The organism is Neobacillus vireti, from assembly GCF_036962345.1.
Lineage (GTDB): Bacteria > Bacillota > Bacilli > Bacillales > Cytobacillaceae > Neobacillus > Neobacillus vireti_A.
Genome location: NZ_JBALNB010000012.1, coordinates 147,670 through 169,545, shown reverse-complemented (window position 1 = coordinate 169,545; position 21,876 = coordinate 147,670). Strand labels below are relative to the sequence as shown.

Annotated in this window: 23 protein-coding genes; 7 read left to right on the top strand and 16 right to left on the bottom strand. The window is 39.7% G+C overall.

Going from position 1 to position 21,876, the window contains the following annotated elements:
- Positions 1-76 precede the first annotated feature (76 nt).
- Positions 77-1,315, bottom strand: a complete 1,239-nt coding sequence (locus tag V7108_RS15400; RefSeq protein WP_335568722.1) for an alpha-L-fucosidase — start codon at positions 1,313-1,315, stop codon at positions 77-79.
- A gap of 197 nt (positions 1,316-1,512) precedes the next feature.
- Between V7108_RS15400 and V7108_RS15395 the strand changes: the two genes are divergently transcribed.
- Positions 1,513-2,529, top strand: a complete 1,017-nt coding sequence (locus tag V7108_RS15395) for a LacI family DNA-binding transcriptional regulator (protein WP_335568721.1) — start codon at positions 1,513-1,515, stop codon at positions 2,527-2,529.
- A gap of 59 nt (positions 2,530-2,588) precedes the next feature.
- On the opposite strand, the gene V7108_RS15390 is transcribed toward V7108_RS15395, so the two are convergent.
- The 5 genes from V7108_RS15390 to V7108_RS15370 form a co-directional block, all read right to left on the bottom strand.
- On the bottom strand, positions 2,589-2,849 hold the full coding sequence (locus V7108_RS15390; protein ID WP_335568720.1) for a hypothetical protein: 261 nt from the start codon (positions 2,847-2,849) through the stop codon (positions 2,589-2,591).
- Positions 2,850-3,052: 203 nt separating this feature from the next.
- The gene (locus V7108_RS15385) at positions 3,053-3,679 is read right to left on the bottom strand and encodes a metal-dependent hydrolase (protein WP_335568719.1); all 627 of its coding nucleotides are present in this window, start codon (positions 3,677-3,679) and stop codon (positions 3,053-3,055) included.
- Between the two features lie 108 nt (positions 3,680-3,787).
- A complete protein-coding gene (locus V7108_RS15380; protein ID WP_335568718.1) occupies positions 3,788-5,581 on the bottom strand; it encodes a S9 family peptidase in 1,794 nt (597 codons plus the stop codon).
- A gap of 125 nt (positions 5,582-5,706) precedes the next feature.
- Entirely contained in the window at positions 5,707-6,600 is an 894-nt protein-coding gene (locus tag V7108_RS15375) for an aminoglycoside phosphotransferase family protein (RefSeq protein ID WP_335568717.1), read from the bottom strand.
- 310 nt (positions 6,601-6,910) lie between these two features.
- Entirely contained in the window at positions 6,911-7,414 is a 504-nt protein-coding gene (locus V7108_RS15370) for a DoxX family membrane protein (RefSeq protein WP_335568716.1), read from the bottom strand.
- 236 nt (positions 7,415-7,650) lie between these two features.
- Here V7108_RS15370 and V7108_RS15365 point away from each other — a divergent pair, with 236 nt between their 5' ends.
- Together V7108_RS15365 and V7108_RS15360 are read left to right on the top strand one after the other, a co-directional pair.
- Positions 7,651-8,580 (top strand): ABC transporter ATP-binding protein, encoded by a 930-nt coding sequence (locus V7108_RS15365; protein WP_335568715.1) that lies wholly within the window; start codon positions 7,651-7,653, stop codon positions 8,578-8,580.
- 1 nt (position 8,581) lies between these two features.
- Positions 8,582-9,703 carry an ABC transporter permease gene (locus tag V7108_RS15360; RefSeq protein ID WP_335568714.1) on the top strand — a complete coding sequence of 374 codons (1,122 nt, stop codon included), beginning with the start codon at positions 8,582-8,584 and terminating at the stop codon, positions 9,701-9,703.
- A gap of 196 nt (positions 9,704-9,899) precedes the next feature.
- Here V7108_RS15360 and V7108_RS15355 read toward each other — a convergent pair whose 3' ends face one another.
- Entirely contained in the window at positions 9,900-10,403 is a 504-nt protein-coding gene (locus V7108_RS15355) for a DoxX family protein (RefSeq protein ID WP_335568713.1), read from the bottom strand.
- Between the two features lie 389 nt (positions 10,404-10,792).
- On the opposite strand from V7108_RS15355, the gene V7108_RS15350 reads away from it, so the two are divergent.
- Positions 10,793-11,710, top strand: coding sequence for an aldo/keto reductase (locus V7108_RS15350; RefSeq protein ID WP_335568712.1), 918 nt, complete (start codon positions 10,793-10,795; stop codon positions 11,708-11,710).
- A 223-nt stretch (positions 11,711-11,933) separates the two neighbouring features.
- On the top strand, positions 11,934-12,134 hold the full coding sequence (locus tag V7108_RS15345) for a Fur-regulated basic protein FbpA (protein ID WP_335517937.1): 201 nt from the start codon (positions 11,934-11,936) through the stop codon (positions 12,132-12,134).
- A gap of 112 nt (positions 12,135-12,246) precedes the next feature.
- Here V7108_RS15345 and V7108_RS15340 read toward each other — a convergent pair whose 3' ends face one another.
- Complete coding sequence (locus V7108_RS15340) at positions 12,247-13,200, bottom strand: AEC family transporter (RefSeq protein ID WP_335568711.1); 954 nt, start codon at positions 13,198-13,200, stop codon at positions 12,247-12,249.
- Positions 13,201-13,382: 182 nt separating this feature from the next.
- Entirely contained in the window at positions 13,383-13,538 is a 156-nt protein-coding gene (locus tag V7108_RS15335) for a hypothetical protein (protein ID WP_335568710.1), read from the bottom strand.
- A gap of 143 nt (positions 13,539-13,681) precedes the next feature.
- Here V7108_RS15335 and V7108_RS15330 point away from each other — a divergent pair, with 143 nt between their 5' ends.
- Positions 13,682-14,365, top strand: a complete 684-nt coding sequence (locus V7108_RS15330; RefSeq protein ID WP_335568709.1) for a YdeI/OmpD-associated family protein — start codon at positions 13,682-13,684, stop codon at positions 14,363-14,365.
- Between the two features lie 81 nt (positions 14,366-14,446).
- Here V7108_RS15330 and V7108_RS15325 read toward each other — a convergent pair whose 3' ends face one another.
- From V7108_RS15325 to V7108_RS15295, 7 genes are all read right to left on the bottom strand, one after another.
- Positions 14,447-14,893, bottom strand: coding sequence for a hypothetical protein (locus tag V7108_RS15325; protein WP_335517947.1), 447 nt, complete (start codon positions 14,891-14,893; stop codon positions 14,447-14,449).
- A 176-nt stretch (positions 14,894-15,069) separates the two neighbouring features.
- A complete protein-coding gene (locus tag V7108_RS15320) occupies positions 15,070-15,210 on the bottom strand; it encodes a hypothetical protein (protein WP_335568708.1) in 141 nt (46 codons plus the stop codon).
- Positions 15,211-15,344: 134 nt separating this feature from the next.
- Positions 15,345-16,352: a MupG family TIM beta-alpha barrel fold protein gene (locus tag V7108_RS15315; protein ID WP_335568707.1), complete on the bottom strand. Its 1,008-nt coding sequence runs from the start codon at positions 16,350-16,352 to the stop codon at positions 15,345-15,347.
- Entirely contained in the window at positions 16,349-17,713 is a 1,365-nt protein-coding gene (locus V7108_RS15310; protein ID WP_335517957.1) for a PTS transporter subunit EIIC, read from the bottom strand. Before V7108_RS15310 ends, V7108_RS15315 begins: the two co-directional genes overlap by 4 nt.
- A gap of 93 nt (positions 17,714-17,806) precedes the next feature.
- On the bottom strand, positions 17,807-18,661 hold the full coding sequence (locus tag V7108_RS15305) for a MurR/RpiR family transcriptional regulator (protein WP_335568706.1): 855 nt from the start codon (positions 18,659-18,661) through the stop codon (positions 17,807-17,809).
- A 47-nt stretch (positions 18,662-18,708) separates the two neighbouring features.
- Positions 18,709-19,620 (bottom strand): N-acetylmuramic acid 6-phosphate etherase, encoded by a 912-nt coding sequence (murQ, locus tag V7108_RS15300; RefSeq protein WP_335568705.1) that lies wholly within the window; start codon positions 19,618-19,620, stop codon positions 18,709-18,711.
- Positions 19,621-19,735: 115 nt separating this feature from the next.
- Positions 19,736-20,599: a Cof-type HAD-IIB family hydrolase gene (locus tag V7108_RS15295; RefSeq protein ID WP_335568704.1), complete on the bottom strand. Its 864-nt coding sequence runs from the start codon at positions 20,597-20,599 to the stop codon at positions 19,736-19,738.
- Between the two features lie 84 nt (positions 20,600-20,683).
- On the opposite strand from V7108_RS15295, the gene V7108_RS15290 reads away from it, so the two are divergent.
- Positions 20,684-21,799 (top strand): CdaR family transcriptional regulator, encoded by a 1,116-nt coding sequence (locus V7108_RS15290; RefSeq protein ID WP_335568703.1) that lies wholly within the window; start codon positions 20,684-20,686, stop codon positions 21,797-21,799.
- Positions 21,800-21,876: the final 77 nt, after the last annotated feature.

Genomic DNA, 21,876 nt, shown 5'->3' with positions numbered 1-21,876 from the left:
GATAACACGAATCTAGCAAACAAATATAAGTATGTCAATAAATGAATTTTTAAAATGATAGAAGCCTGAATCTATTCTACTCTTCAGAATTAAAACAGGAAAACTCTCTTATGATTGGATTTTCTACCGTCTCTAGTATTCTCAGTTTTAATTCTCTCGCTTTTACTGGCGTTACTTGTTTAATGAACTTATGACCAATGGCGGTACCTGCTGCAATGGAGGCCCACTTTCCATCCACATTAGCCTCTATTTCAAATTTCCTGACACGTTCGCCAAATGCAATATCTTCCATTATTAGGATATGATCGATAGAAGTTTCTTTTTCTAATTCTAAGACTACTTCATTTCCACTCCCTGAGATCTTACCTAGTGGATTTGAAAATCTTCTTTTTATTTCAGCGCCAAATTCCAATAGTCTTTTTGCATCCACTTCAGGAACCAATCCCCGGTCATCAGGGGAAATATTCAACAATAAATTGGTCCCATGTCCCACCGAATGATAGTAGATATGCATTAATTCATCCATTGACAGCAAACTGTCTTCATCGTTAGGATGCCAAAACCAATGGTTTTTTCGAATTGGAACATCGCATTCTGCCGGTAACCAATCAGGTGTCCCTGGAAGCCATGCCACTTTTTCATTGGAAAACATACTGATTTTCGCTGCACTTTCTGTATTCCAGCAAGGATATGGTGCTACTCCGTCTTCGTTACCCACCCATCTAATGGTTGGCTGCCCCATATTAAAGATCATCGCATTTGGTTGATATTGTTTAACAATCCCGACGATTCTTTCCCAATTATATTTTCTGCCTTCTGACCCTGCTCCATCAAACCAAACCTCGATTAATGGGCCATATTGTGTCATCAACTCTGTCAGTTGCTGACTATAAAAATCATCATAGGCTTCAATATCTGAATAACAAGGTTCATGTCGGTCCCATGGTGATAGGTAGATGCCAAAGTGCAATCCTTCCTTTTGACAGGCATCTGCACATTCACGGACGATATCACCCTTACCGTCTTTCCAAGGACTAGATTTTACTGAATAATCCGTAGTCGCAGTCGGCCAAAGGCAAAAACCATCATGGTGTTTCGCCGTTAATATAAAGTATTTGAATCCTGCATCCTTTGCAAGCTTGACCCATTGTCCTGCAACTAATTCTTTAGGATTAAATAATTGTGGGGAATCTTTGCCTTCTCCCCATTCTTGATCGCAAAAGGTATTTATTCCAAAATGACAAAATACTCCTAAGTCTAAATTCTGCCAGGCGATTTGATCTTCTGTTGGCAGCGTAAGTTTAACCTTTTCCATTCTAGCCTCTCCTTTTTTAGATGGATTCGCAGTGTTACCGATAACATAAATATAACTTTTAAGAATTCATTTGTCTACCACTTCTGCATTTTTATTAAAATGCTTTACTTAATGTTATCGTTAACATTATTTCCTTGATAAATGGTAACGAGATAATTACAATGAAAGTAAGTTTCATCTAATTAGGGGGATTTCAATTGGTAACGATTTATGATATAGCAAAAAAAGCCAATGTCTCTGCTATGACCGTCTCTCGAGTGATTAACCATTCAGATAAAATCAGTGAACAAACGAGGAAAAAGGTTGAGGCGGTTATTAAAGAATTGAATTTTATACCAAACAGTTCAGCGAGAAGCTTAGTCTCCAAGAAAACGAAAATTTTATCGTTAATGATTACCGATATATCTAACCCGTTTTTTACTAGTGTCGCTCGTGGTGCAGAAGACAAAGCCCTGCAAATGGGTTATCAACTGTTGCTTTGCAATAGTGATGAAAATATTGAAAAAGAATCAAAGTATATTGACATGCTTATTTCAACTGGGTCAGATGGTGTTCTGATTGCTCCTGCGAGCGACTCTTCGAAAAAAAACATCCGAAAGCTGACCAAACACAATATCCCCTTTGTTTTAATCGATCGCTTCATCCATGACCTAAGATGTGATCAAGTTCTAAGTGATAATGAAACAACCACTCGAAAGTTAATAGAACATCTAATTGAGCAAGGGCATAAAAGAATTGCCATCATCAATGGTCCACTAGATGTTGCCACATCAAGGGAACGTCATCAAGCGTATTGTGATACTCTTCAATTACACGGGCTGCCGCTTAACCAAAATTGGATTCACCAAAGTCCATTATTCCAGGATACCGATGTTTCCAGTACGATTAAAAAGCTTATTCAGTTGCCTGTAAGTGAGCGTCCGACTGCTATTTTTGCGACAAGTAACTTTTTAGGTTTAAATACAGTAAAAGCTCTAAAAAAATTTAACATAAAAATCCCTGAAGAGATGGCTGTCGTTTGTTATGATGGGGTACCCAATTATACGGAGAATGAGCTTTTTCTAACAGCTGCCGAACAGCCTTCCTATAATTTTGGATATATGGGAGCTCAAATGCTCATTGAACGGATTGAAAAAACAAGTCCAGAAACTCCAAGGAAAATTGTACTTCCTGCAGAATTCCATATACGAGCGTCTTCCCTTTATAAAAAGTAGGGCAAGAGGAATATATCAAGAATGTAAAAAGGAAGGGGAATCCCCTTCCTTTTTTGAAATCAAGAAAATCCTGCTATTGCAACTAAAATTGCTAAGCCTACGAGCAGGATAAAAGCTAAATATCCAATAATACTTAAAATGGTAACAATCCAGCCAATCACTTTGCGATCCGTCTTAATTAAATAGATTCCTAACGCAATGGCTCCAAAAACGAAACCTAAAATCCCCCAAAGAACAGGGCTTTTGCCATACTTTTTAGCATCAATCACCAAATAAATCGTAATGATAATATTGATTGCGAATCCAAAAAAAGCTTCCAATCTTCTCTCTCCTAACTATGTATCCGGGTATTTTCATTAACATTATACCAGAAAATTCTGCTATATTTTAATTATTTTCCCAGAAGTAAACAGTTAGGCGATCATGGCAGGGGGCAGGGAGGGATTCCTACTTCTAAATATCGGTTGCTATAAATTGCTTCGAGTGACCGTTACCTACGGTCACTCGAACCCCGGCACCGTTTCTATAACTCTACCGAAGAAACAGGTAATAACAGCTTAATCCCCCGTTTATTAAATGGCAGTATTTTTAGATCTGCTATTAAATGACTGATGTATCCAGCTAGACAAGTGTAGAAGACACCATCAATCCCGATAGATACTTCTAGCTTCGACGCGATAAACCCAAAGAATATGACGCCCAAGATCGAATGGGTATAGCTCCGGTGCGAGGACAAGGATGCGATGATGATATAAACCCCAAGCAGGATTAGCCATGTTTCCGATAAAGAGAAGCCTCCCATCAGAACTCCAATTCCCGTGATCGTTAACATATGCTTTTGTTTAATAAATCCTGAAATCGCCATAATCCCTAGTCCAATCCCCAAGCCAAGCCATTTCTCTGTCGCACTGCCTTCATAAAAACTATAAAAAATCATCAAGATCCCTATCAACTGTGCTGCCATCCGAATGACTTTATGGGATAAGGTAATTTTGCCGCGAAGCTTTCCATCAATATCAAGATCGGGCATTAATCCCGAAACGGCTCCTAATCCGACAAACAAAAGGGTCTCAGAAGGAGAGGTTTGAAACGTGTTGGCTGCGATAAATCCTGTTGCAGCGCCAATTGCTGCGTGTGCTGTACCATTCATTGTTGATTACACCCCAATTCAAATATCACTCTCCTTATCTTACAACAAAACATTTGTTCTGTTTAGAAATAAATTTCAAAACCCTACTATTATCCTATGAAATCATCCCTAAACAGAATCATTTCCTAAGTATTGTTGAAGAAATTCAGCCATCTTCGCATAGGAATCTACTTTATTTTTTAATTTCACCATCGTATGTCCTTCCTCTTCGATACGAATAAAGGTAACAGGGTGATTTCGCGCCTTTAGTTTCTCGACAATCTGCTCGGATTCCTGGACCGAAACACGCGGGTCATTCACTCCATGTATAACCAGTAATGGGGCTTTAATTTTATCGGCATGATTCAGGGGATCAATTTGATCAAAAAACTCCCCATCTTGTTCAATCGTTCCATATTCAGCCTCTCTCAGCTTTTTCCGCCATGGGCTAGTTGTTTTTAAAAACGTCCTCAGGCTCGACATACCAACAATATCAATCGCAGCTGCCCACAAATGCGGATAATGACTAATGGCAGCAAGAACCATAAAGCCCCCGTAGCTCCCCCCGACAATAGCTATCTTCTCTGGATGAATCTCCCCTGTTTGTTTTAGCCATTGTACTAAAAAGATGATATCCTTGACGGCGTCCATTCGTTTTCGGCCATCATCAAGATGGGTGTATGTTTTTCCATAACCTGTACTGCCGCGGATATTTGGTGCTGCCACTGCATATCCCTCGTTTAAGAAATATTGTAAAAAAGGGCTGTATACGGCACGGGTTTGACTTTCAGGACCACCGTGAATATAGACAACAACCGGAGATTTCTCCTTCGGCTGCTTGGGTTTGTAGTAAAAGGTAGGTATTTCAAGGTGATCAAAAGATGGGTAGGCGATGAGTTCGGGCTCCACTAATTTTTCCTTCAAAATTGGTGTACGGGAAATGTACGTTAGCCGCTTTGCTTGCATGGTACTGATTTCAACCTCCCATATATCCGAAGGAAGTGCAGGCCCATTCAGTACAAATCCGACCTTTTGCTGGTCAGGGGAAAATCTGAGATTCATGATCACGCCCAATGGCGTTGCCCACGTATAAAGGCGAGTACGGTCCAAGTCCACTAAATATCCTTTTGAAATCCCCCCTTCGTTCATCGAAAACGCTAACTTGTTTTTATCCTTATTCATGACGAGGTTTTCAAAATCCCATTCTCCCTGCTCAAGCCAAGTCAATTGTTTACTGGCTATCTGAATGAATGCGAGTCCATAGAATTCGCTGTCCTGATTGGTTAATAGATAAATATGATCGCCAGTTTTATTAAAATGAAAATCTTTATAGCTTGCTTCCCCCTTATGCCCAGTAATCCAGTCCATTTCGCCCGTTAAAAGTGAAAATACCCCTAAATCATGATCAAGGGGCGAGTTTGCCTTTTTAACCAATAAGGAATTTCCATCTGGAAACCATTTTTCAACTAAATACGTTCCATTGGCGGCGAAAACAAGCCGGATTTCCAATGTCTCTAAATTTTGAATATAGATATCTAAAAATTCCTGGTTACGTCGGTTGCTCGACCAGGCAATCCATTTTCCATCGGGTGAGCTGTCGCCAAACAAATGAAGATGCTCAGGAGAGTTTGTCAGCGCGATTTTTTCGCTACCCTCCTTTAATAAATACAATTGCTCCTTTTCATCGCCATCACTATCCATCCCAATAATAAGGTCCGATGTATTCGCAATATATTTGATAAAGGTAATCCCTTTCATCGAGAAAGAAGTTTGGGCTGGCCACCTGTCACCTCGGTCGAGCTCCCATATCTGCGGTAATCCCGTAAAATCAGAAATGAAGCTTATCCTTTTACCTGTGGGATCATATTCAAAACTTTTCACCATACGCACATGGATAAAAGGGTCAATGGTTACTTCCTCCATTACATTACCACCATTCATAGATTGAGTTACTATTACTCTATTTAATAATGGCTTATATCATTCTTTATTTAGATGGCGGAAGTGCAAAAAGGCGTTTCGTAAGTCGAATCGCCTTTTTAGAACCACTATTCGAGAAATTCTTTAAACCAATTCACACATTGATAAGAGGTTTCCCAATCAGCTTGGTCCTCAATCCCCCAACAAGCATAAAGTGTCCCTAAAGCCACTGCAGCTTTTAACAAGCGTTGCCGGTCAAGACCCAGCTGTTCACAAATTATATCGACTCGAAGCTTCAGGAGGCCTTTGGGATCAGCCTTTGACTCTAATTGATTCACCAAAAAGGAAACAACATCAAAGTATGGATCCCCTGCAACTCCTTTTGGATCAATCGCCATCCAGCCTTGCTTCTCGGAATACAGTATGTTTTCATGGTGCAGATCGCCATGGAGCAGTTCAGGACCACCAGATGAATCCATCACCTGTTGGAAAAAGTCCTCTGCTAACTGAATATGTTCTTGAGGTATTGGACCTTTAGGGAAATTTTTCTGATACCGAGGAAGCCCCTCAAACCAATGTGTCAGGGATGGGGTAGACGTTTCGTTTGGGACAGGTCTGCGAATCGCTTTCCACACCTTGATAAAAGTTTCCGTAACAAACCTTTCATCTTTTTCCACAGACAGCATCCTTCCAGGGACGAGGCGCTCTAACAACATAACCCCATTTTCCGCATCAGACTTCAACAGCTTGGCACAGCCGTTTCCATCATACGCCTTTAATGTTATCATCTCATTTCGCGTATCAAAATTCGGGACACCGAGCTTTAGGATTAACGGTGTTCCCTTAGGATCGGTTACTTTTATGACATAATTATAGGAAAGATTCTCAACAGGACCTTCATTGGTAAGATTCCATTTTTTCAAATAGGTATTGACGGTTTGTTCTAAAGACTCTAACCAGGACTTTCCATCGGGGCCAAAGGCGTTGACGATTTTTACCTGAAAGGATTGTGCAATTATCATATTTATGTAATCTCCTTCATTTTTGCAGGGTTAGGCGTTATTATTTCAACAAGACACTTCTGAATTCCTTTTTTTTAGGGAGCTTGTGATGAATTTTGTCTGCTCTCCTTATTGAAATTTCCTTGATAGTGATATATCTGCGTTAATGGGATTATATCTGCGTAAATCGATTTATATCTGCGTTAAACGGGATTTATCTGCAAAGATAATTTAAGCCGATAAAAAGACGATTCGCGGGGGAACGAATCGTCTTTTTGCTGCTATATCGTTGATTCGAGGAGGAATCGAATCATTGATTTTCTACTATCAGTTATGCTGCTGCTTTTGCCTTGCTATTTCCAACTGTTTTGCGGATGAATGGTACGACCCAGCAGTCTAAACCGTATCTTCCTGCGTTGTAACCTGCTGTTAAGATGATGAACCCTAAGAAGATATCTGTTGGGTTATGAGATACAGTTCCGGCTAAGAAGAAGCTGAAGTTCATGACTAATCCGAAGAACATCGCTGCAGTTGTTAAACATCCAAGCATAAGACCTAAACCGATTAATAGTTCACCCCAAGGAACGATGAAGTTGAAGATATCAATGTTTGGTAACGCAAAGCTTTCTAAAAAGTTTACATACCAGCTGTACACCATGCTGCCATCTGGACCTTTTACTGGATTTGCTACCGCATTTTTTAAATATCCTGAAGCGTCAAATCCGCCTGTGAGTTTCCCATATCCTGCTGTGAACCAAGCGTATCCAAGGTATAAACGAATGATTGTTAAAATAGCTGCTGAGATTTTATTTTCTCTTAAAAAGTTGTTAAACATAAGTCATTCCGCCTTTCAAAATTAACTTACTCTTTATACTTACACTATATTGGATTTTGCCGGTTAGTAACATGGGTATAGTGTTAAGTTCACAGTTTGTTTGAAATGATTTGACGGAAGTTTGAACAGCTATCATTCATATGAATTATACATAAAGTTCGAATGATTTTCTTAAATGGAACATATAGAAAAACAGGGCAATAGTCTGAGGTCCCAAGGGAAAGGCAGGAGAGAACATGAACGTTTTAGAAGTAAAAAATCTTCAAAAATCATTTGGAAATATTATCGCTGTGAAGGATATTAGTTTCTCCGTCCAAGCTGGAGAAGTGTTCACCATCATTGGACCAAATGGTGCAGGAAAAACGACCACGCTTGAAATGATTGAAGGATTGGTAACACCTGACCACGGCGAAATCCATTTTGGCGAAATGAACTGGAGCCATCATGGTGTTGCCATAAAGATGAAGATTGGTGTTCAGCCCCAAGCTAGTGCCATGTTTGACTTATTAACCCCTGAAGAAAATTTAGATCTTTTTGCCACATTCTATGAAAAGGCGCGTCCCACTGACGAGATTTTAGAACTAATAAATCTTACGGAACACCGGAAAAATCAAGTAAAAAAACTATCAGGCGGTCAGCGCCAAAGGCTTGCGATTGGACTGGCGATGATCAGCGATCCCGATATTATTTTCCTTGATGAACCGACTACTGGCCTTGATCCTCAGGCTCGCCGGCATATTTGGGATATCATTCTCGAGCTCAAAAAGCTAGGAAAAACCACCATTCTAACGACACATTATATGGAAGAAGCAGAAAAATTAAGCGATCGGGTATGTATTGTTGACCAAGGAAACATTGTAACAATCGATACCCCGGCTGCACTAATTGAAAAATTAACAAAAGAACGAGAAGTACGATTGGCCTTTCTTGACAGTGAAGAAGCTGCGAACGAGGCTGTCGCTTTCGCAAACCATCTAAATTCTGTATCCCGAACCCAGCTTGAAGGTGTTGTATTAAAGCTTTGGACGATTAAACCGGAGGATACCCTCCTGGATTTATTTAAATTTACAAAGGAAAGGAATTATCAAGTGGAACAAGTCTCCATCCGCGAAATGAGCTTAGAGGATGTCTTTATTGCCTTTACTGGTAAGGAATGGAGGGATTAGATTGAACAATTTTAACCAATTTAAAAAGATGTTCGGAGCACATTTAAAATTGACCCTTCGTGAAAAACAAGCTTGGTTTTGGGGAATCTTCTTCCCTGTTATCTTAATGGTCATCTTTATGGTTATTTTTAGCGGAAGTTCAGATGACGAATTTCAATCCGAAATTGCAATCGTAGCCGAAAGCCCTAATCCGACCTCCGAAATGCTAGTAACACAAATCACTCAACTGCCCATTCTTGAGGTAAAAACAGATAAACCGGTTAGTCGTGATACCGCTGAGCAATGGGTAAAGGACAAGGAAGTGGATGCGGCGATTGTCTTGCCAGCGTCAGCAGATGACACCTCGTTTGTACTTTTGGTAAACAAGGAAGATGAGCGCGGGGCGACCACTCAAGCGTTATCTGCCATTCTTGATAAAATGGTTCAACAGGCTAATTTATCCGTTGTAGGGGCAGCACCTACCTTTGATATTCAATTTGAATCACTTACATCTGGAACGAATGAATTAAACTATACAGACTTCCTATTAACTGGAATGATTGCCTTATCGATTGCGCAGGGCGGGATGTTCGGTATGGTGGATTTAGTCGAAATGCGCCGCAAAGGCTTAATCAAAAGACTTCGAATGACACCTGCAAAAATGGGGATATTTGGCCTAAGCGATATGGTCATGAGGCTGTTATTCAGTATTATTCAAATCCTTCTATTATCACTAATCGGAGTTTTCTTCTTTGGTGCAAATCTCTTTATTAATTTCCCAAGCCTGATCATCGTCTTTTTAATAGGAGCGCTTTCCTTCAATGCTTTAGGTTACTTATTTTCATCTTTCAGCACGACACAAAATGCTTATATGGGAGTTGCCAACATTGTCAGCTTTGTCATGATGTTTTTGAGCGGCGTTTTCTTTCCGATTGAAACGATGCCGGATTGGATCCAACCGATATCCAATCTCCTGCCTCTCACCTATTTTGCCGAGGGCTTGAGAGATAGTATGGTATATGAAACAGGATTGTTCTCAAGTACACTCTGGTTTGGAATTGGCGTATTAGTTATTTGGGGCGCACTGTCCTTTATGGTGGGATCTTGGTTGTATAAACGAAAGTTTATTGTCGCTGTACGATAATAGGTCAGTGTTAAGAACATTATATCGGCGATAAATCGATTTTATCAGCGGTAATTGAAATATATCGGCGTTAATCTGAATATATCGGCGATGCTATTTTTCTTTCATTAAAAAAGACGATTCGCGGGGGAGCGAATCGTCTTTTTGCTTTATATATTATCTGTGATTCGAGGGGGACGAATCATCTTACTACTTGTTATGCCATTGCTTTCGCATTGCTTTTTCCAAATGTTTTGCGGATAAATGGTACCACCCAGCGGTCTAAACCAATACGGCCAGCGTTGTAACCAGCTGTTAAAATGATGAAGCCTAAGAAAATGTCAGTTGGGTTATGAGATACAGTTCCGGCTAAGAAGAAGCTAAAGTTCATCACTAATCCAAAGAACATTGCGGCAGTTGTTAAACATCCAAGCATAAGCCCTAACCCGATTAGTGTTTCACCCCAAGGAACAATGAAGTTGAAAACATCAATATTCGGTAATGCGAAGCTTTCTAAAAAGTTTACGTACCAGCCGTACACCATATTGCCATCAGGCCCTTTTACTGGATTTGCAATTGCATTTTTCAGGAATCCAGAAGCGTCAAAGCCGCCAGTGATTTTTCCAAAACCAGCTGTAAACCAAGCATAACCAAGGTATAAACGGATAATAGTTAATATAGCTGCAGAGATCTTATTTTCTCTTAAAAAATGATTGAACATAAGTCATTCCACCTTTCAAAATTTAACTTGTTCTCTATACTTACACTATAATGAGTTACGAACATTAGTAACATAGGTATAGTGTTAAATTCACAATTTGTTTGAAATGATTTGTCAAAAATTTGAACAGCTTATTTCCTCAATATTTTCCCCCTATTTTAAATCGGTTATGCCATGATCAGACATATGAAAGTAGATACATGAATTACAGTATTTGAGTTCTAAAAAAACTAGGACCTGCTAATTCGAAAAAAATCAGGAACTTGAAGATTAATCCTATGTGGGCTCTTCTTGGATTTGTCCTAAATCCACATTCATAATTTTTGATACTGCCCTGAAAATGTGACAAAATAGAGGTAGAAAAGTTTTCCAAAATGGAGGAATAGTGGATGAGGACGATTAAACTAGGCAGGACTAAATTAGAAGTACCAGTAGTTGCAGTTGGCTGTATGCGCATGAAATCACTTGAAAAGAAAGAAGCCGAAATCTTTATTCAATCAGCTTTAGAAGAAGGTGCTAACTTCTTTGACCACGCTGACATCTATGGCGAAGGTACAAGTGAGGAAATTTTCGCAGACGCTATACATATGAATTCTGAAATACGCGAGAACATCATTCTGCAATCAAAATGCGGCATTCGCAAGGGTATGTTTGATTTTTCTAAAGAACATATTTTGAATTCCGTCGATGGGATCTTAAAACGTTTAAACACAGAATATCTTGATGTTTTGCTCCTGCACCGTCCAGATGCTTTGGTAGAGCCTGAGGAAGTAGCAGAGGCGTTTGATATCCTTGAAAGCTCCGGAAAGGTACGTCATTTTGGAGTATCCAACCAAAAACCAATGCAAATCCAGCTGCTGCAGAGATTCGTGAAGCAGCCCATTGTTGCCAACCAGCTGCAATTAAGTATTACGAACGCCAACATGATTTCCAATGGGATTAATGTAAACATGGAGAATGAATCAGCGGTTGATCGCGATGGCAGCGTGCTTGATTTCTGCAGACTAAACGATATTACTATTCAGCCTTGGTCTCCGTTCCAATACGGATTTTTTGAAGGTGTCTTCCTTGGCAGTGAAAAATTCCCTGAATTAAATCAGAAAATAGATGAAATCGCAACAAAATATGAAGTGAGCAATACCACCATCGCCATCGCATGGCTGCTCCGTCATCCTGCTAAAATGCAGCCAGTCATCGGAACGATGAATGTGGACAGGTTGAGGGATTGTATAAAAGCTAGCGAAGTTCATCTAACTCGCGAAGAGTGGTATAGCATTTATCGTGCTGCAGGGAATATCCTGCCGTAACGTTAATAGGGAAATGGCTTTTATAGCCATTTCCTTTATTATTTTAGCTGTAAAAAAACAGCTTTTTTTAATACACCTATAATTCCTAGTTGACTAATCGGATTAATGAGTTTATAGTATTAATATAGAACGTTACACAACTTACTGGTCAATTAGAGACAAATTTATTAACTATATCGTAAGGCTTTTTTCAATAAACCAGAATGAAAAGGGGAGAAATTGAATGGGTAAAATTGTTAAGTACGATGAAGAGAAAAGACGTAAAGAATTAATTAACAAACTTATTACGTATGGTGTCTATAGAGTTGACAAAACAAGTCTTTTTCAATTATCTCTTGCACAATTAGAAAAGGAATACAAAAAGTTACAGGTAGATGTTCATCCGCATTGTACATCGGGTTTACGATTTATCAATAGAAAATAATTTCAATAGATTACCTATTTCATAAACAAAAAGAATCCAAGGAAATTTCCCTTGGATTCTTTTTTAGCACTTGTGGGAAATAACGCTCAAAGAATCAAAAGAGCGCTTTTTACTAATCGATCAGTTGAATAATCAGCATCCAAATGGGTGCAATAAATAACGAAGCAATCGTAGAAATTGTCACCATCAGAGCTGCATATTTTGAGTCCGCTTTATACACTTTTGCTACCACGGGTGCATTGGTCATAACAGGCATGGCCGCCTGCATGATAAATACTTGTTTCATAAGTAAAGGAATCGGTAAAAACCAAACCAACAACGCCATGATTCCTGGTGCAATTACAAAGCGCCCTATTAAAATTCCGGCCATGTCTTTTGAAAACTTTATTGAAGTAATTCCTGTGAAGAAAATGGAAATTCCAATAAAAAGCATGGACAGCGGCGTTACTAAACTCCCTGAATATTCAAAGTAAGACATTAAAAAGCCTGGTAATTTAACATTAAGTAATAATAAAATTAGTGCGAGCAAAAATCCAATCAGCGGCGGATTTAAAATCTTTTTTAGACCCGAGGAAAAAGAATTTTGACTTGCGTCATAATCCAAACCATCTTTACTAATCATTTGTACCCCTAATGTCCAAAAGAAAAAGGTATTGGCAAAATAGTAGAGGAGAACAAATGGTAAGCTTTCTGGTCCGAACAAGGCAAAATTTAATGGAACTCCAATAAAGATACTGTTTGAATTAAAAAACATTGAAGAAAAAGTACCTTTCCGGCCTTCCTTTACCTTTAAAAGACGAACAGCCCCGAAAGATATACACATCGTAATTAAGATAGAAGCAATCGGTATAATTAATCCAGGAGCTAAATGAATTAACTTGCTTTTTGAAAAATCCGTCATTATGAAGAAAAGCATATTTGCCGGTAATGCAAAATTCGTAACTAATTTTGCAATCAGACCTGAATTCTCGGTCGTAAACCATTTTCGTGCTGATAAATAATACCCCGTCCCCATTAACAGAAGCATGGTTAAGACACTTTCAATCGCTAGTAGTAAAACATCCATTTATTGTTCTCCAAGATTTATTTTTGTCTAGTATGAAGTTACATTTTTTCACAATCTTCAACCTATTTTATCATAAAATGACAAATAACTACCCATTCTACTTTGGATGGGATACGAATAAATAAAGACCAAATCGTATGTGATTTGGTCTTCTAAATTACGTCAGGTTGAAACCCTACCCTTTATTCATCATCTACCTCGTCATCGCCGATTTCATCTTCTTCTTCCACATCTTCAATCTTTTCCCCTTCTTCAGGCTCTTCATCACGACCACAACCTGTTAAAGAGAAAAGAGAAAAACTCATGAGGAACATGAATAATAACTTTTTTAACTTCATCTCAATTAAACCTCCTTTTCATCTAGGTTTTCCAGTTTATCAGGCATTATGTTAAACACATAAATAACCTAAACAAAAGACAATTGATAAGCTGATACTCCGAGGATAAAATGAAAAGTAGGACAAATGGGAGGAATATAAAAATGAAAGAAAATTCAACGAAAAGTGTAATTGAAAAATTGAATTTCAGTAAATATCCAGCAAAGCTTATTCAAAATACCCCTGAAGACATTGAGGATTTTAGGGCGCTTGAGTACGACACTTCTATAAAAAAAGAACAATACGATCTCATCTTTATTTTTATTTTTAAATTAGAGGATTTCCTTATCAATCTGCAGAAAGTTGTTGAAAAACAATTATTAAAGGATAACGGGTATATCTACTTTGCATACCCGAAGAAAAACAATCCAAAATATAAGGAATACATAGAGCGCGACAGTATTTATACAGAACAACATTATGATGAGGAAGGCTTTTATCGTGGCAGTAACCTTAAGTTTTCAAGAATGGTAAGTTTCAATGAAGTCTTTACCGTAATCGGCCTGAAGGCAATAGCTGCGAAAAAGAAAAACGCCCCTAAGACCAAAAACAGCCAATGTGTGGATGACTACATTGAAAATGTAGAAGATATCAAACACTACTTACAAAAGAATGAAACCTTATTAAACATATACAACGAACTAACACCGGGTTACCAAAAAGACTGGGCCCGCTATATCTACAGCGCCAAAAGAAAAGAAACCCAAGAAAAACGCCAGCTCGAAATGGAAACCATCCTAGCAGCAGGCTACAAAACAATGGACCTATACCGTAGAGCAAAGAAATAAGCAGTTGAAACGGTGCCTGTCACCGCCCGTGGACAGTGTCCACGGGCGGTGACAGGCACCATTTATACATGACTGTATATTTCATGCTTCTTCCTCTATCTCTTCTTCGATTTCTCCTTCGGGGGCTTCTTCTTCTAGTTCCTTCTCTGCTTGTATTCTTGAAATTGCTTCATTGAGCTGTTCGAATGCGTTTAGCCGGTAGTGGGCACATGCTAGAAGGTCGTCAATGATTACCGCGAATTTTTCATAGGGAACACCATTTTTGCTGCATTCGGTAATTAACTTAAAGAAGTCTTTTTCAAATAGATGATACCGCTCTTTAAAGGTTTTCGAATCCATGGTTAAAAAATATTCATCGTCGACGACAAATTCGTTAAACACCTTTTTGGTTAAACGTTTTTTCGTAACCTCTATATCCTGTTTGTCCTGATCTTTGTCGTAATGGGCTTCATCCTCATACTCGGAGCAAAGCGTATCATAGATCTTCTCCAGCAGCTCGGTCGGGTTTAGATATTTCAACTCTTCCATAAAAATCACCCCTACCTATATAGTTGCCCAAAAAAGGAAATTTCCGACACTTGAATTATCCCTTATGCCTTTTGTTACTGTATTCCTGCACAGCACAATTTTCGTGTACAATCTAATCTTGTATCCTGCAATGTAGCCACAAAAAAACCTAATCTCAAAAAGGATTAGGTTTCATATTATGATACTTTATTTGCTAGGATCGTTACTAATGCACTAAGTAAAATCGTACCAATTGCAATATTAATATAAAGTATGGTTTTCTTCATCTTTTTCTTACGGATAGATTCTTCCGGTGTCATCCACATACTTTTTGCCACTATTACTGCTCCTTTTCAATCAAAAGCTGAACTACTTTAACAAGGTATTAAACGTAAAAAACAACTGTCATATTATATGAAAATAAGAATCGCAGGTCAATATGTAAAAAACTGCCCCAAAGAGGCAGTTCTGTTTAAACCTGTATGAATTTTACTTTTTGACCCGGCTTTAGATAAGATAGAAGCAGCCAATCGTCTTCTATCACACTTCCCACTACATTGACACGCTCATCCGCAGGGAGGTCACAAAGGGTGATTTGTACCTCGCCGCGGTATCGTCCATAAGTGTCATTATCCATCGTAATCGAACCAATTCCGCGGTGGGTTGTGTTCTCAGGGACAACAGGATCCGCACTTCTCGTATCCATGAACCTTAGAACATCTCGGGAAAAATCAGGACGGAGCTTGAACTCCCCTTCTTGAAACCCTTTAATTCGGACCTCGACACAATCATGTTGATCAAAATCGATTAATTTCCGAAGGAGATCCTCACTTGCCTCGGGATCACCGATATAAACATCCTCGATACCGTAAGCGAACAATTCCAATGCAGACATAAATGAATCCAAATCACGGTGCTCTTCTAAGGTTGGCAGCCCTTCAAATAATGGACCGCGCTTTTCCCCGTCACCTGGAATATACGCACAAACAGGAATATCCAGCTTTTTAAAAAGTTCATTTTGTTTTTGAAAAAACGAATCAGATAAACCGGTGTCCCGTCTTGGATAAAAATTATGCCATGCCAGCAGCTGGTCTGCTTTTAAACCGCCATCCAAAAGAGCACGGACTTCAGCCTCAAACAAAATACTCGCGTTCAATGCAAGCTTGAACTCTTTTGCAAGGTTCAATATCGTTTGATTATCAAAAAAGTCATCCAGCCGTAGCCCGATTACACCTAAATTTTTCAAATCGAATAAGCTTGCTAATCCCAAATGCGATGGTGTTCGCAGCGACACATCCGCATAAACCTCTATGCCGCATTCCTTCGCTTTTTGAAGCAGCGTCATTGCACGATGGGCTAAATCCCCCGATTCTTCTGGAATGTGGAGCGAGGTAAATGCCCGCTTCACACCCATTTTTCCAGCCATTGTAATTCGTTCTTCTGCTAAAGGATCATTGAGATAGAAGGAAATACCGATCAATCGAATTCACCAGCCATCTCATCTTTGAAACCGAAGAGATACGTAAACACAAATCCTGCTGCATAGGCAATTAATACCCCAACTAAATAAAGTAGAACTTGACCTGTTACCACAATGAAAGCAAGTGGCAGACCAGATACCCCGATTGCAATTGTTGCAATACCAAATGCTGCTTGGAACGCACCGCCGACACCGGCACCTAAACATGCTGTTAAGAACGGACGGCCTAATGGGAGCGTAACACCGAAGATTAACGGCTCGCCGATTCCAAGAATACCTGCTGGCAGACCACCGCCAATTGCTTGTTTTAAACGTTTCTTCTTTGTTTTAACATAAATGGCAAACGCAGCACCGACTTGCCCTGCTCCACCCATTGCTAGGATTGGCAGAAGTGGGTCATCACCAATTGTATTAATTAACTCTAAGTGTATTGGAGTTAAACCTTGATGTAATCCAGTCACAACAAGCGGCAGGAAGGTAGCACCAAGAACAAATCCGGCGACTGCACCGCCCATATCAAGTAATGAAGTTAAACCTTTTGTAATGACGTCTGAAACAAAACCACCAATTGGCATAAAGACAAGATAGGTAACAATACCAGTAACCAATAAAGCCACAGTTGGTGTAACGAATAGATCAAGAGAAGTTGGAACAAACTTACGTACTCGTTTCTCAACTAAAGCGATAAAGATTGCTGCAAACAGGACTCCAATTAAACCACCGCGGCCAGGAAGTAAATCGGTGCCAAACAAATGGATGCCTGCAACCGCTGGGTTAATAATTAAGATACCGGCAATCGCACCAAGCGCTGGTGAACCGCCAAATTCCTTCGCTGCATTCGTACCTACTAAAATACCAAGATAGCCGAATAATCCGCCGCCAATTACAGATAAAATCGTTGCAAGCTGTGAATCACCTGCTAACCAGCCGGCTTGGACAATCGCTTTTGTGATCCCCGTAATTAATCCTGATGCCACAAGGGCTGGGATTAACGGAATAAAGATACCAGCGATTTTTCGTAAAAACAACTTAAATGGTGTGGCATTCTTTTTATTAATTTCAGACTTCGTGCTTGCGGCTCTCTCTTTTAAATTGATTCCGCCTGAAGCATCTATCAACTTACCAAACTCTTCTGTTACCTTATTTACTTTTCCAGGTCCAAGAATGATTTGCAGGGTTTCTTCTTCTACCACACCAAGAACTCCATCTATTTTCTTTAAAGCTGCCTTATTGACAACAGACTCATCATTCGGTGTTACTCGAAGTCTGGTCATACAATGCGTGTAGTTGCCAATATTTGTGGAGCCGCCTAATTGTTCGAGAATCTTTTCCGCTAAAACTTTATTATTTTCTCCAGCCATTTCATTTCCCCTACTCTCTGTTGTAATGTAATATTTTGATGGTAGTGATCAATTTCCCCAGTCAACACGGTGTTCACATCACCCCCTGCAAAGCTAATTCCCTTCTTTAATAAAGCGAATTGCTTCTCTTGTCTGGTCAATCGCTTGAATACTGTGCTCATATTGAACGGTTGCCATTGATAAAAACAAAATATCAATCAAATATAACTGAGCTAAACGTGATGACGTCGCCCCGCTTCGGAAAGGCGCTTCCCCTGAATAAGAGGTGAAAAGTTTGATATCAGCTAACGAAGAGACGGCGGATTGTCCGTATTTTGTTAGACTAATCGTTTTCACACCGCGCTCCTTTGCCAATGCCATTACTTTAATGACCTCAGCTGTTTCTCCTGAATGCGAGATACCAAACACGACATCATCTTTCCCTGCATTGGCAATAATGGTAGCAACAAGATGGGTATCCGTAAAAGACGTCGCATTTTTTTGAATCCGCAGGAATTTCTGCTGAGCATCCTTTGCAATAATATTCGAGGCACCGATTCCGAAAAAGTGGACATTTTGAGCAGAAAGCAAGGTCGTGACCGCACGTTCCAATTCTTCAAAATTGATGATTTCCTCCGTATCACGAATGCTTTGAATACTATTACTCGTCGTCTTCTGAGCGATGGAAAAATAGGTTTCACCAGGTTCAATGTCACGATACCCTTGTTCTGCTGGTTTTACTAAATCCCCAGCAATTCGAACCTTTAAATCCTGAAACCCATTTAATCCAAGTGACTTACACAAGCGGATAACCGCTGCCCCGCTTGTTTTTGCTTGAACACCGATATCATTGACAGTACTGTTTAATATACTTTGAGGGTGGTCAAGGATGTATTGTGCAATTTTCCGTTCAGAAGCTGGAAGCTGTTCAAGCATATTTTGGAGCATTTTTAATCCGCCTGCTGCCACATAGATTCCCACCTTTTCTTTGGGCTGTTTTTCTAAAGAAAACAGCTTTATTTTTCAACATTTTGGATTGCGACCTTTACATAACCATTTGCTTCATCCAACAACTTTTCTGCTTGCTCTTTGGTTGTATTTGATTTAATCATGACAATCGCTGTTTTTACTTGAAGATCAGCCTTTTCAAGGGTTTCTAGTGCAACTTCATAGGAAACACCGGTAATTTTTCGGATAATCCCAATCGCACGTTCCTTCAACTTTAGATTACTTACCTTCACATCCACCATTAAGTTCTCATACGCTTTCCCTAAAAGAATCATTGATGAGGTAGAAATCATGTTCAAAATCATTTTATGAGCGGTTCCAGACTTCAAACGGGTGGAACCTGTCAGGACCTCTGGACCGACAATAACCTCAATCGCTTGGTCGGCCTCTTTACTAATCGCTGCATTTTTATTACAAGAAAGGGCGACCGTTTTAGCACCAATGCTTCGTGCATAGCGAAGGGCGCCAATAACATAGGGAGTCCGTCCGCTGGCAGCAATTCCAATTACTGTATCGTTTTCCGTAAGTCCTAAATTCTTCAAATCACTGACACCGAGTTCTGGATCATCTTCAGCTCCTTCAACCGCTTTCAAAAAGGCGCCTTCTCCACCAGCCATCAATCCTTGGACCATTTCAGGTTCAGTGCTGAAAGTTGGCGGACATTCAACGGCGTCAAGCACGCCTAATCTTCCGCTCGTACCAGCGCCTAAATAAATCAGGCGGCCTCCCTTTTTAAAGGATTCAAATACGAACTGAACTGCAGCCTCTACTTCTGGTAATACCTCTTTGACTGCAAGTGCTACCAATTGATCTTGTTCATTCATGATTCGTAATATATCGACGGCCTTAGCCGTATCTATCTGCATGGAATTTTCATTTCGGGATTCGGTTGTTAATAATCCGAGATTTTCTTCAATCATTGCCTTCTCCTCCTGTGGGGTTTTCTAGATGTAAGCGATTACTGTACTCATAGTATAACTTGTTTGAAATGGTATTTCAATACTTTTACTCAAAAAGTAAAATTTAATTTCAAAACTATTTTAGTAAATAGCGACGGATTGCCTGTGCAACACCCGCTTCATCATTACTGCCCGTCACCACGTCGGCAGCTTCCTTCACTTCTTTTGGAGCATTTTCCATCGCAATCCCAAGCCCTGCTGCAGTAAGCATCAAGGAATCATTGTAATTATCCCCAATCGCTGCCACCTGTGACATCGGGATATCAAGCTGCTGTGTTAGTTTAATCAACGAGGAAGCCTTGCTTACCCCTGCCGGCGAGATTTCGAGATTAAGAAAATTAAGGCTACTGCTAACTTCCATTCCCCCCACTTGCTTAGCAATCACCTTTGAAAAATCAAAAAGCCTATCTTCTTCATCAAATACTGCAATTTTCGTAATCTTCGGTTGAGTGGTCGTAAAATACGTATTTAAATCCTCTACCGTCTTTACCTGGCATTTGCCCCGTACCCGCACAAGTTCTTCTACCCGTCCGCCTGTTTTTTCCAGGGGTAGAATATTATTCTCAATCCATCTTTCATTCCATTTGGTTACGGCTGGAACGAGGAGTGTTTCCCCTTCGTAAAAATGAGCATAAATCTTTTCCCCTTGACATAATTCCCAGAAACTCAGCAAATGGTCATGCTGAAACACAGATTGCTCGACGATTTCACCATGTTCATTAAGCGTAAATGCCCCATTATAGGCAATGGTTGGTTCCCCTTTTAAGCCAATCGTATCGGCAATCCAGCGTGTGGAACTGGGCGAACGCCCGCTGCAGATAACCACTCTTCCACCTTTTTGGCGGAACTCATGAATGGCTTCGATATTTTCCACATCAATTTCTTTTTGCTCATTTAATAATGTTCCATCCAAATCAGTCGCTAACAATTTATATTTCAATTTACTCTCCCCTTTGTATTATTATTTCATTATGATTATAGATATGTTTAAAATAATTTTTCAACATAAAGGATGGTGCTGAGCATGCTTCAACCTGAACTCGCAGAAAAAATCGTCACCGAAGTTCAAAGATTAATGTCAGAAGAAATCATTGTCGTGAACACAAACGGCATCATCATGGCCAGTACAAACCGGAAAAGAATTGGTACCTTTCATGAAGGAGCCTTAATCACATCACAACAGCAGAAAAAGCTGATTATCACCGAAAAAGAAACCTTTAAATTAAAAGGGGTTAAAGCTGGAATCAATCTCCCGATATTTTTTCAAAAAGAAGTAATTGGTGTCATTGGGATTACCGGTGTCCCTGAAACCGTCACCCCTTTTGGTGAAATCATCCGCAAAATGACCGAGTTGTTAATTCGTGAAAATTATTATGGTGAACAGTTTGATTATCATTCCCGAGCGATGGAAACCTTTGTCCTGGAATGGCTGCAGGCAAAGGAACACAGCCCTGACTTGCTTGAGCGAGCTAGAGCGCTGGGTATTGATCTTGAACTCAATCGAACAGCCGTCATCATCGAGTTTGAACAAAGTCCTTTATCTAGAGTGGTGTGGTCTTCGATTTTGAAGTCCTTTTCGCAAAATAAAAATGATGTCTTAACCCGGTCAGGAAATGTACGGATTATCGTCTTAATCGATTGTTCACATGCTATAACCATAAAAAATCGGCTGGAGAGCTTTTTCAATTTCATCCAGTCAAGTTTTGGGATTTGTGCTTATGCCGGTGTCGGTCAATGTGCGGTCCCCTCTAAGCTTCATGATTCCTATGCACAGGCTGAACGAGCATTGAAACTGGCAAGAAGAAAAAAAAGTATTGTTTTAGATGAGGAATTAACCCTTGAAATGGTGACGGGGGAACTGACGGAAGAAACAAAGACTGAATACGTTCACCGTACCATTGGACCGATTTTAAAGGAAAAGGACCTTTTGGAAACGTTAGCTGAATTATTTAGACAAAATCATTCTCTAAAAAAGACAGCTCAGTCGTTGCACATCCATATCAATACACTTCATTACCGTTTGAAAAAAATCGAGGATCTGACCAGGTTAAATCCAACGAGCATTCATGATTTGTTCTCTCTGTATCTGGCTACTCTCTTTTTAGATGAACAACCAAAAATTCTTAAAGATTACAGATAATTTTTAGATGATTATCCATAGCGGGCAGAGGCCTGCTTTTTTATACTTTAAGTAGTATGAAAATAGTGGGTAAATGG

What these genes read in the sequence shown, in the direction of transcription:
- murQ (WP_335568705.1), bottom strand. Translation starts at nt 19,620, where the DNA reads ATGATTGAAGAAAATCTCGGATTATTAACAACCGAATCCCGAAATGAA.
- V7108_RS15400 (WP_335568722.1), bottom strand. Translation starts at nt 1,315, where the DNA reads ATGGAAAAGGTTAAACTTACGCTGCCAACAGAAGATCAAATCGCCTGG.
- V7108_RS15310 (WP_335517957.1), bottom strand. Translation starts at nt 17,713, where the DNA reads ATGGCTGGAGAAAATAATAAAGTTTTAGCGGAAAAGATTCTCGAACAA.
- V7108_RS15375 (WP_335568717.1), bottom strand. Translation starts at nt 6,600, where the DNA reads ATGATAATTGCACAATCCTTTCAGGTAAAAATCGTCAACGCCTTTGGC.
- V7108_RS15330 (WP_335568709.1), top strand. Translation starts at nt 13,682, where the DNA reads ATGAAAGAAAATTCAACGAAAAGTGTAATTGAAAAATTGAATTTCAGT.
- V7108_RS15370 (WP_335568716.1), bottom strand. Translation starts at nt 7,414, where the DNA reads ATGTTTAACAACTTTTTAAGAGAAAATAAAATCTCAGCAGCTATTTTA.
- V7108_RS15355 (WP_335568713.1), bottom strand. Translation starts at nt 10,403, where the DNA reads ATGTTCAATCATTTTTTAAGAGAAAATAAGATCTCTGCAGCTATATTA.
- V7108_RS15290 (WP_335568703.1), top strand. Translation starts at nt 20,684, where the DNA reads ATGCTTCAACCTGAACTCGCAGAAAAAATCGTCACCGAAGTTCAAAGA.
- V7108_RS15350 (WP_335568712.1), top strand. Translation starts at nt 10,793, where the DNA reads ATGAGGACGATTAAACTAGGCAGGACTAAATTAGAAGTACCAGTAGTT.
- V7108_RS15325 (WP_335517947.1), bottom strand. Translation starts at nt 14,893, where the DNA reads ATGGAAGAGTTGAAATATCTAAACCCGACCGAGCTGCTGGAGAAGATC.
- V7108_RS15340 (WP_335568711.1), bottom strand. Translation starts at nt 13,200, where the DNA reads ATGGATGTTTTACTACTAGCGATTGAAAGTGTCTTAACCATGCTTCTG.
- V7108_RS15365 (WP_335568715.1), top strand. Translation starts at nt 7,651, where the DNA reads ATGAACGTTTTAGAAGTAAAAAATCTTCAAAAATCATTTGGAAATATT.
- V7108_RS15380 (WP_335568718.1), bottom strand. Translation starts at nt 5,581, where the DNA reads ATGGAGGAAGTAACCATTGACCCTTTTATCCATGTGCGTATGGTGAAA.
- V7108_RS15335 (WP_335568710.1), bottom strand. Translation starts at nt 13,538, where the DNA reads ATGAAGTTAAAAAAGTTATTATTCATGTTCCTCATGAGTTTTTCTCTT.
- V7108_RS15385 (WP_335568719.1), bottom strand. Translation starts at nt 3,679, where the DNA reads ATGAATGGTACAGCACACGCAGCAATTGGCGCTGCAACAGGATTTATC.
- V7108_RS15345 (WP_335517937.1), top strand. Translation starts at nt 11,934, where the DNA reads ATGGGTAAAATTGTTAAGTACGATGAAGAGAAAAGACGTAAAGAATTA.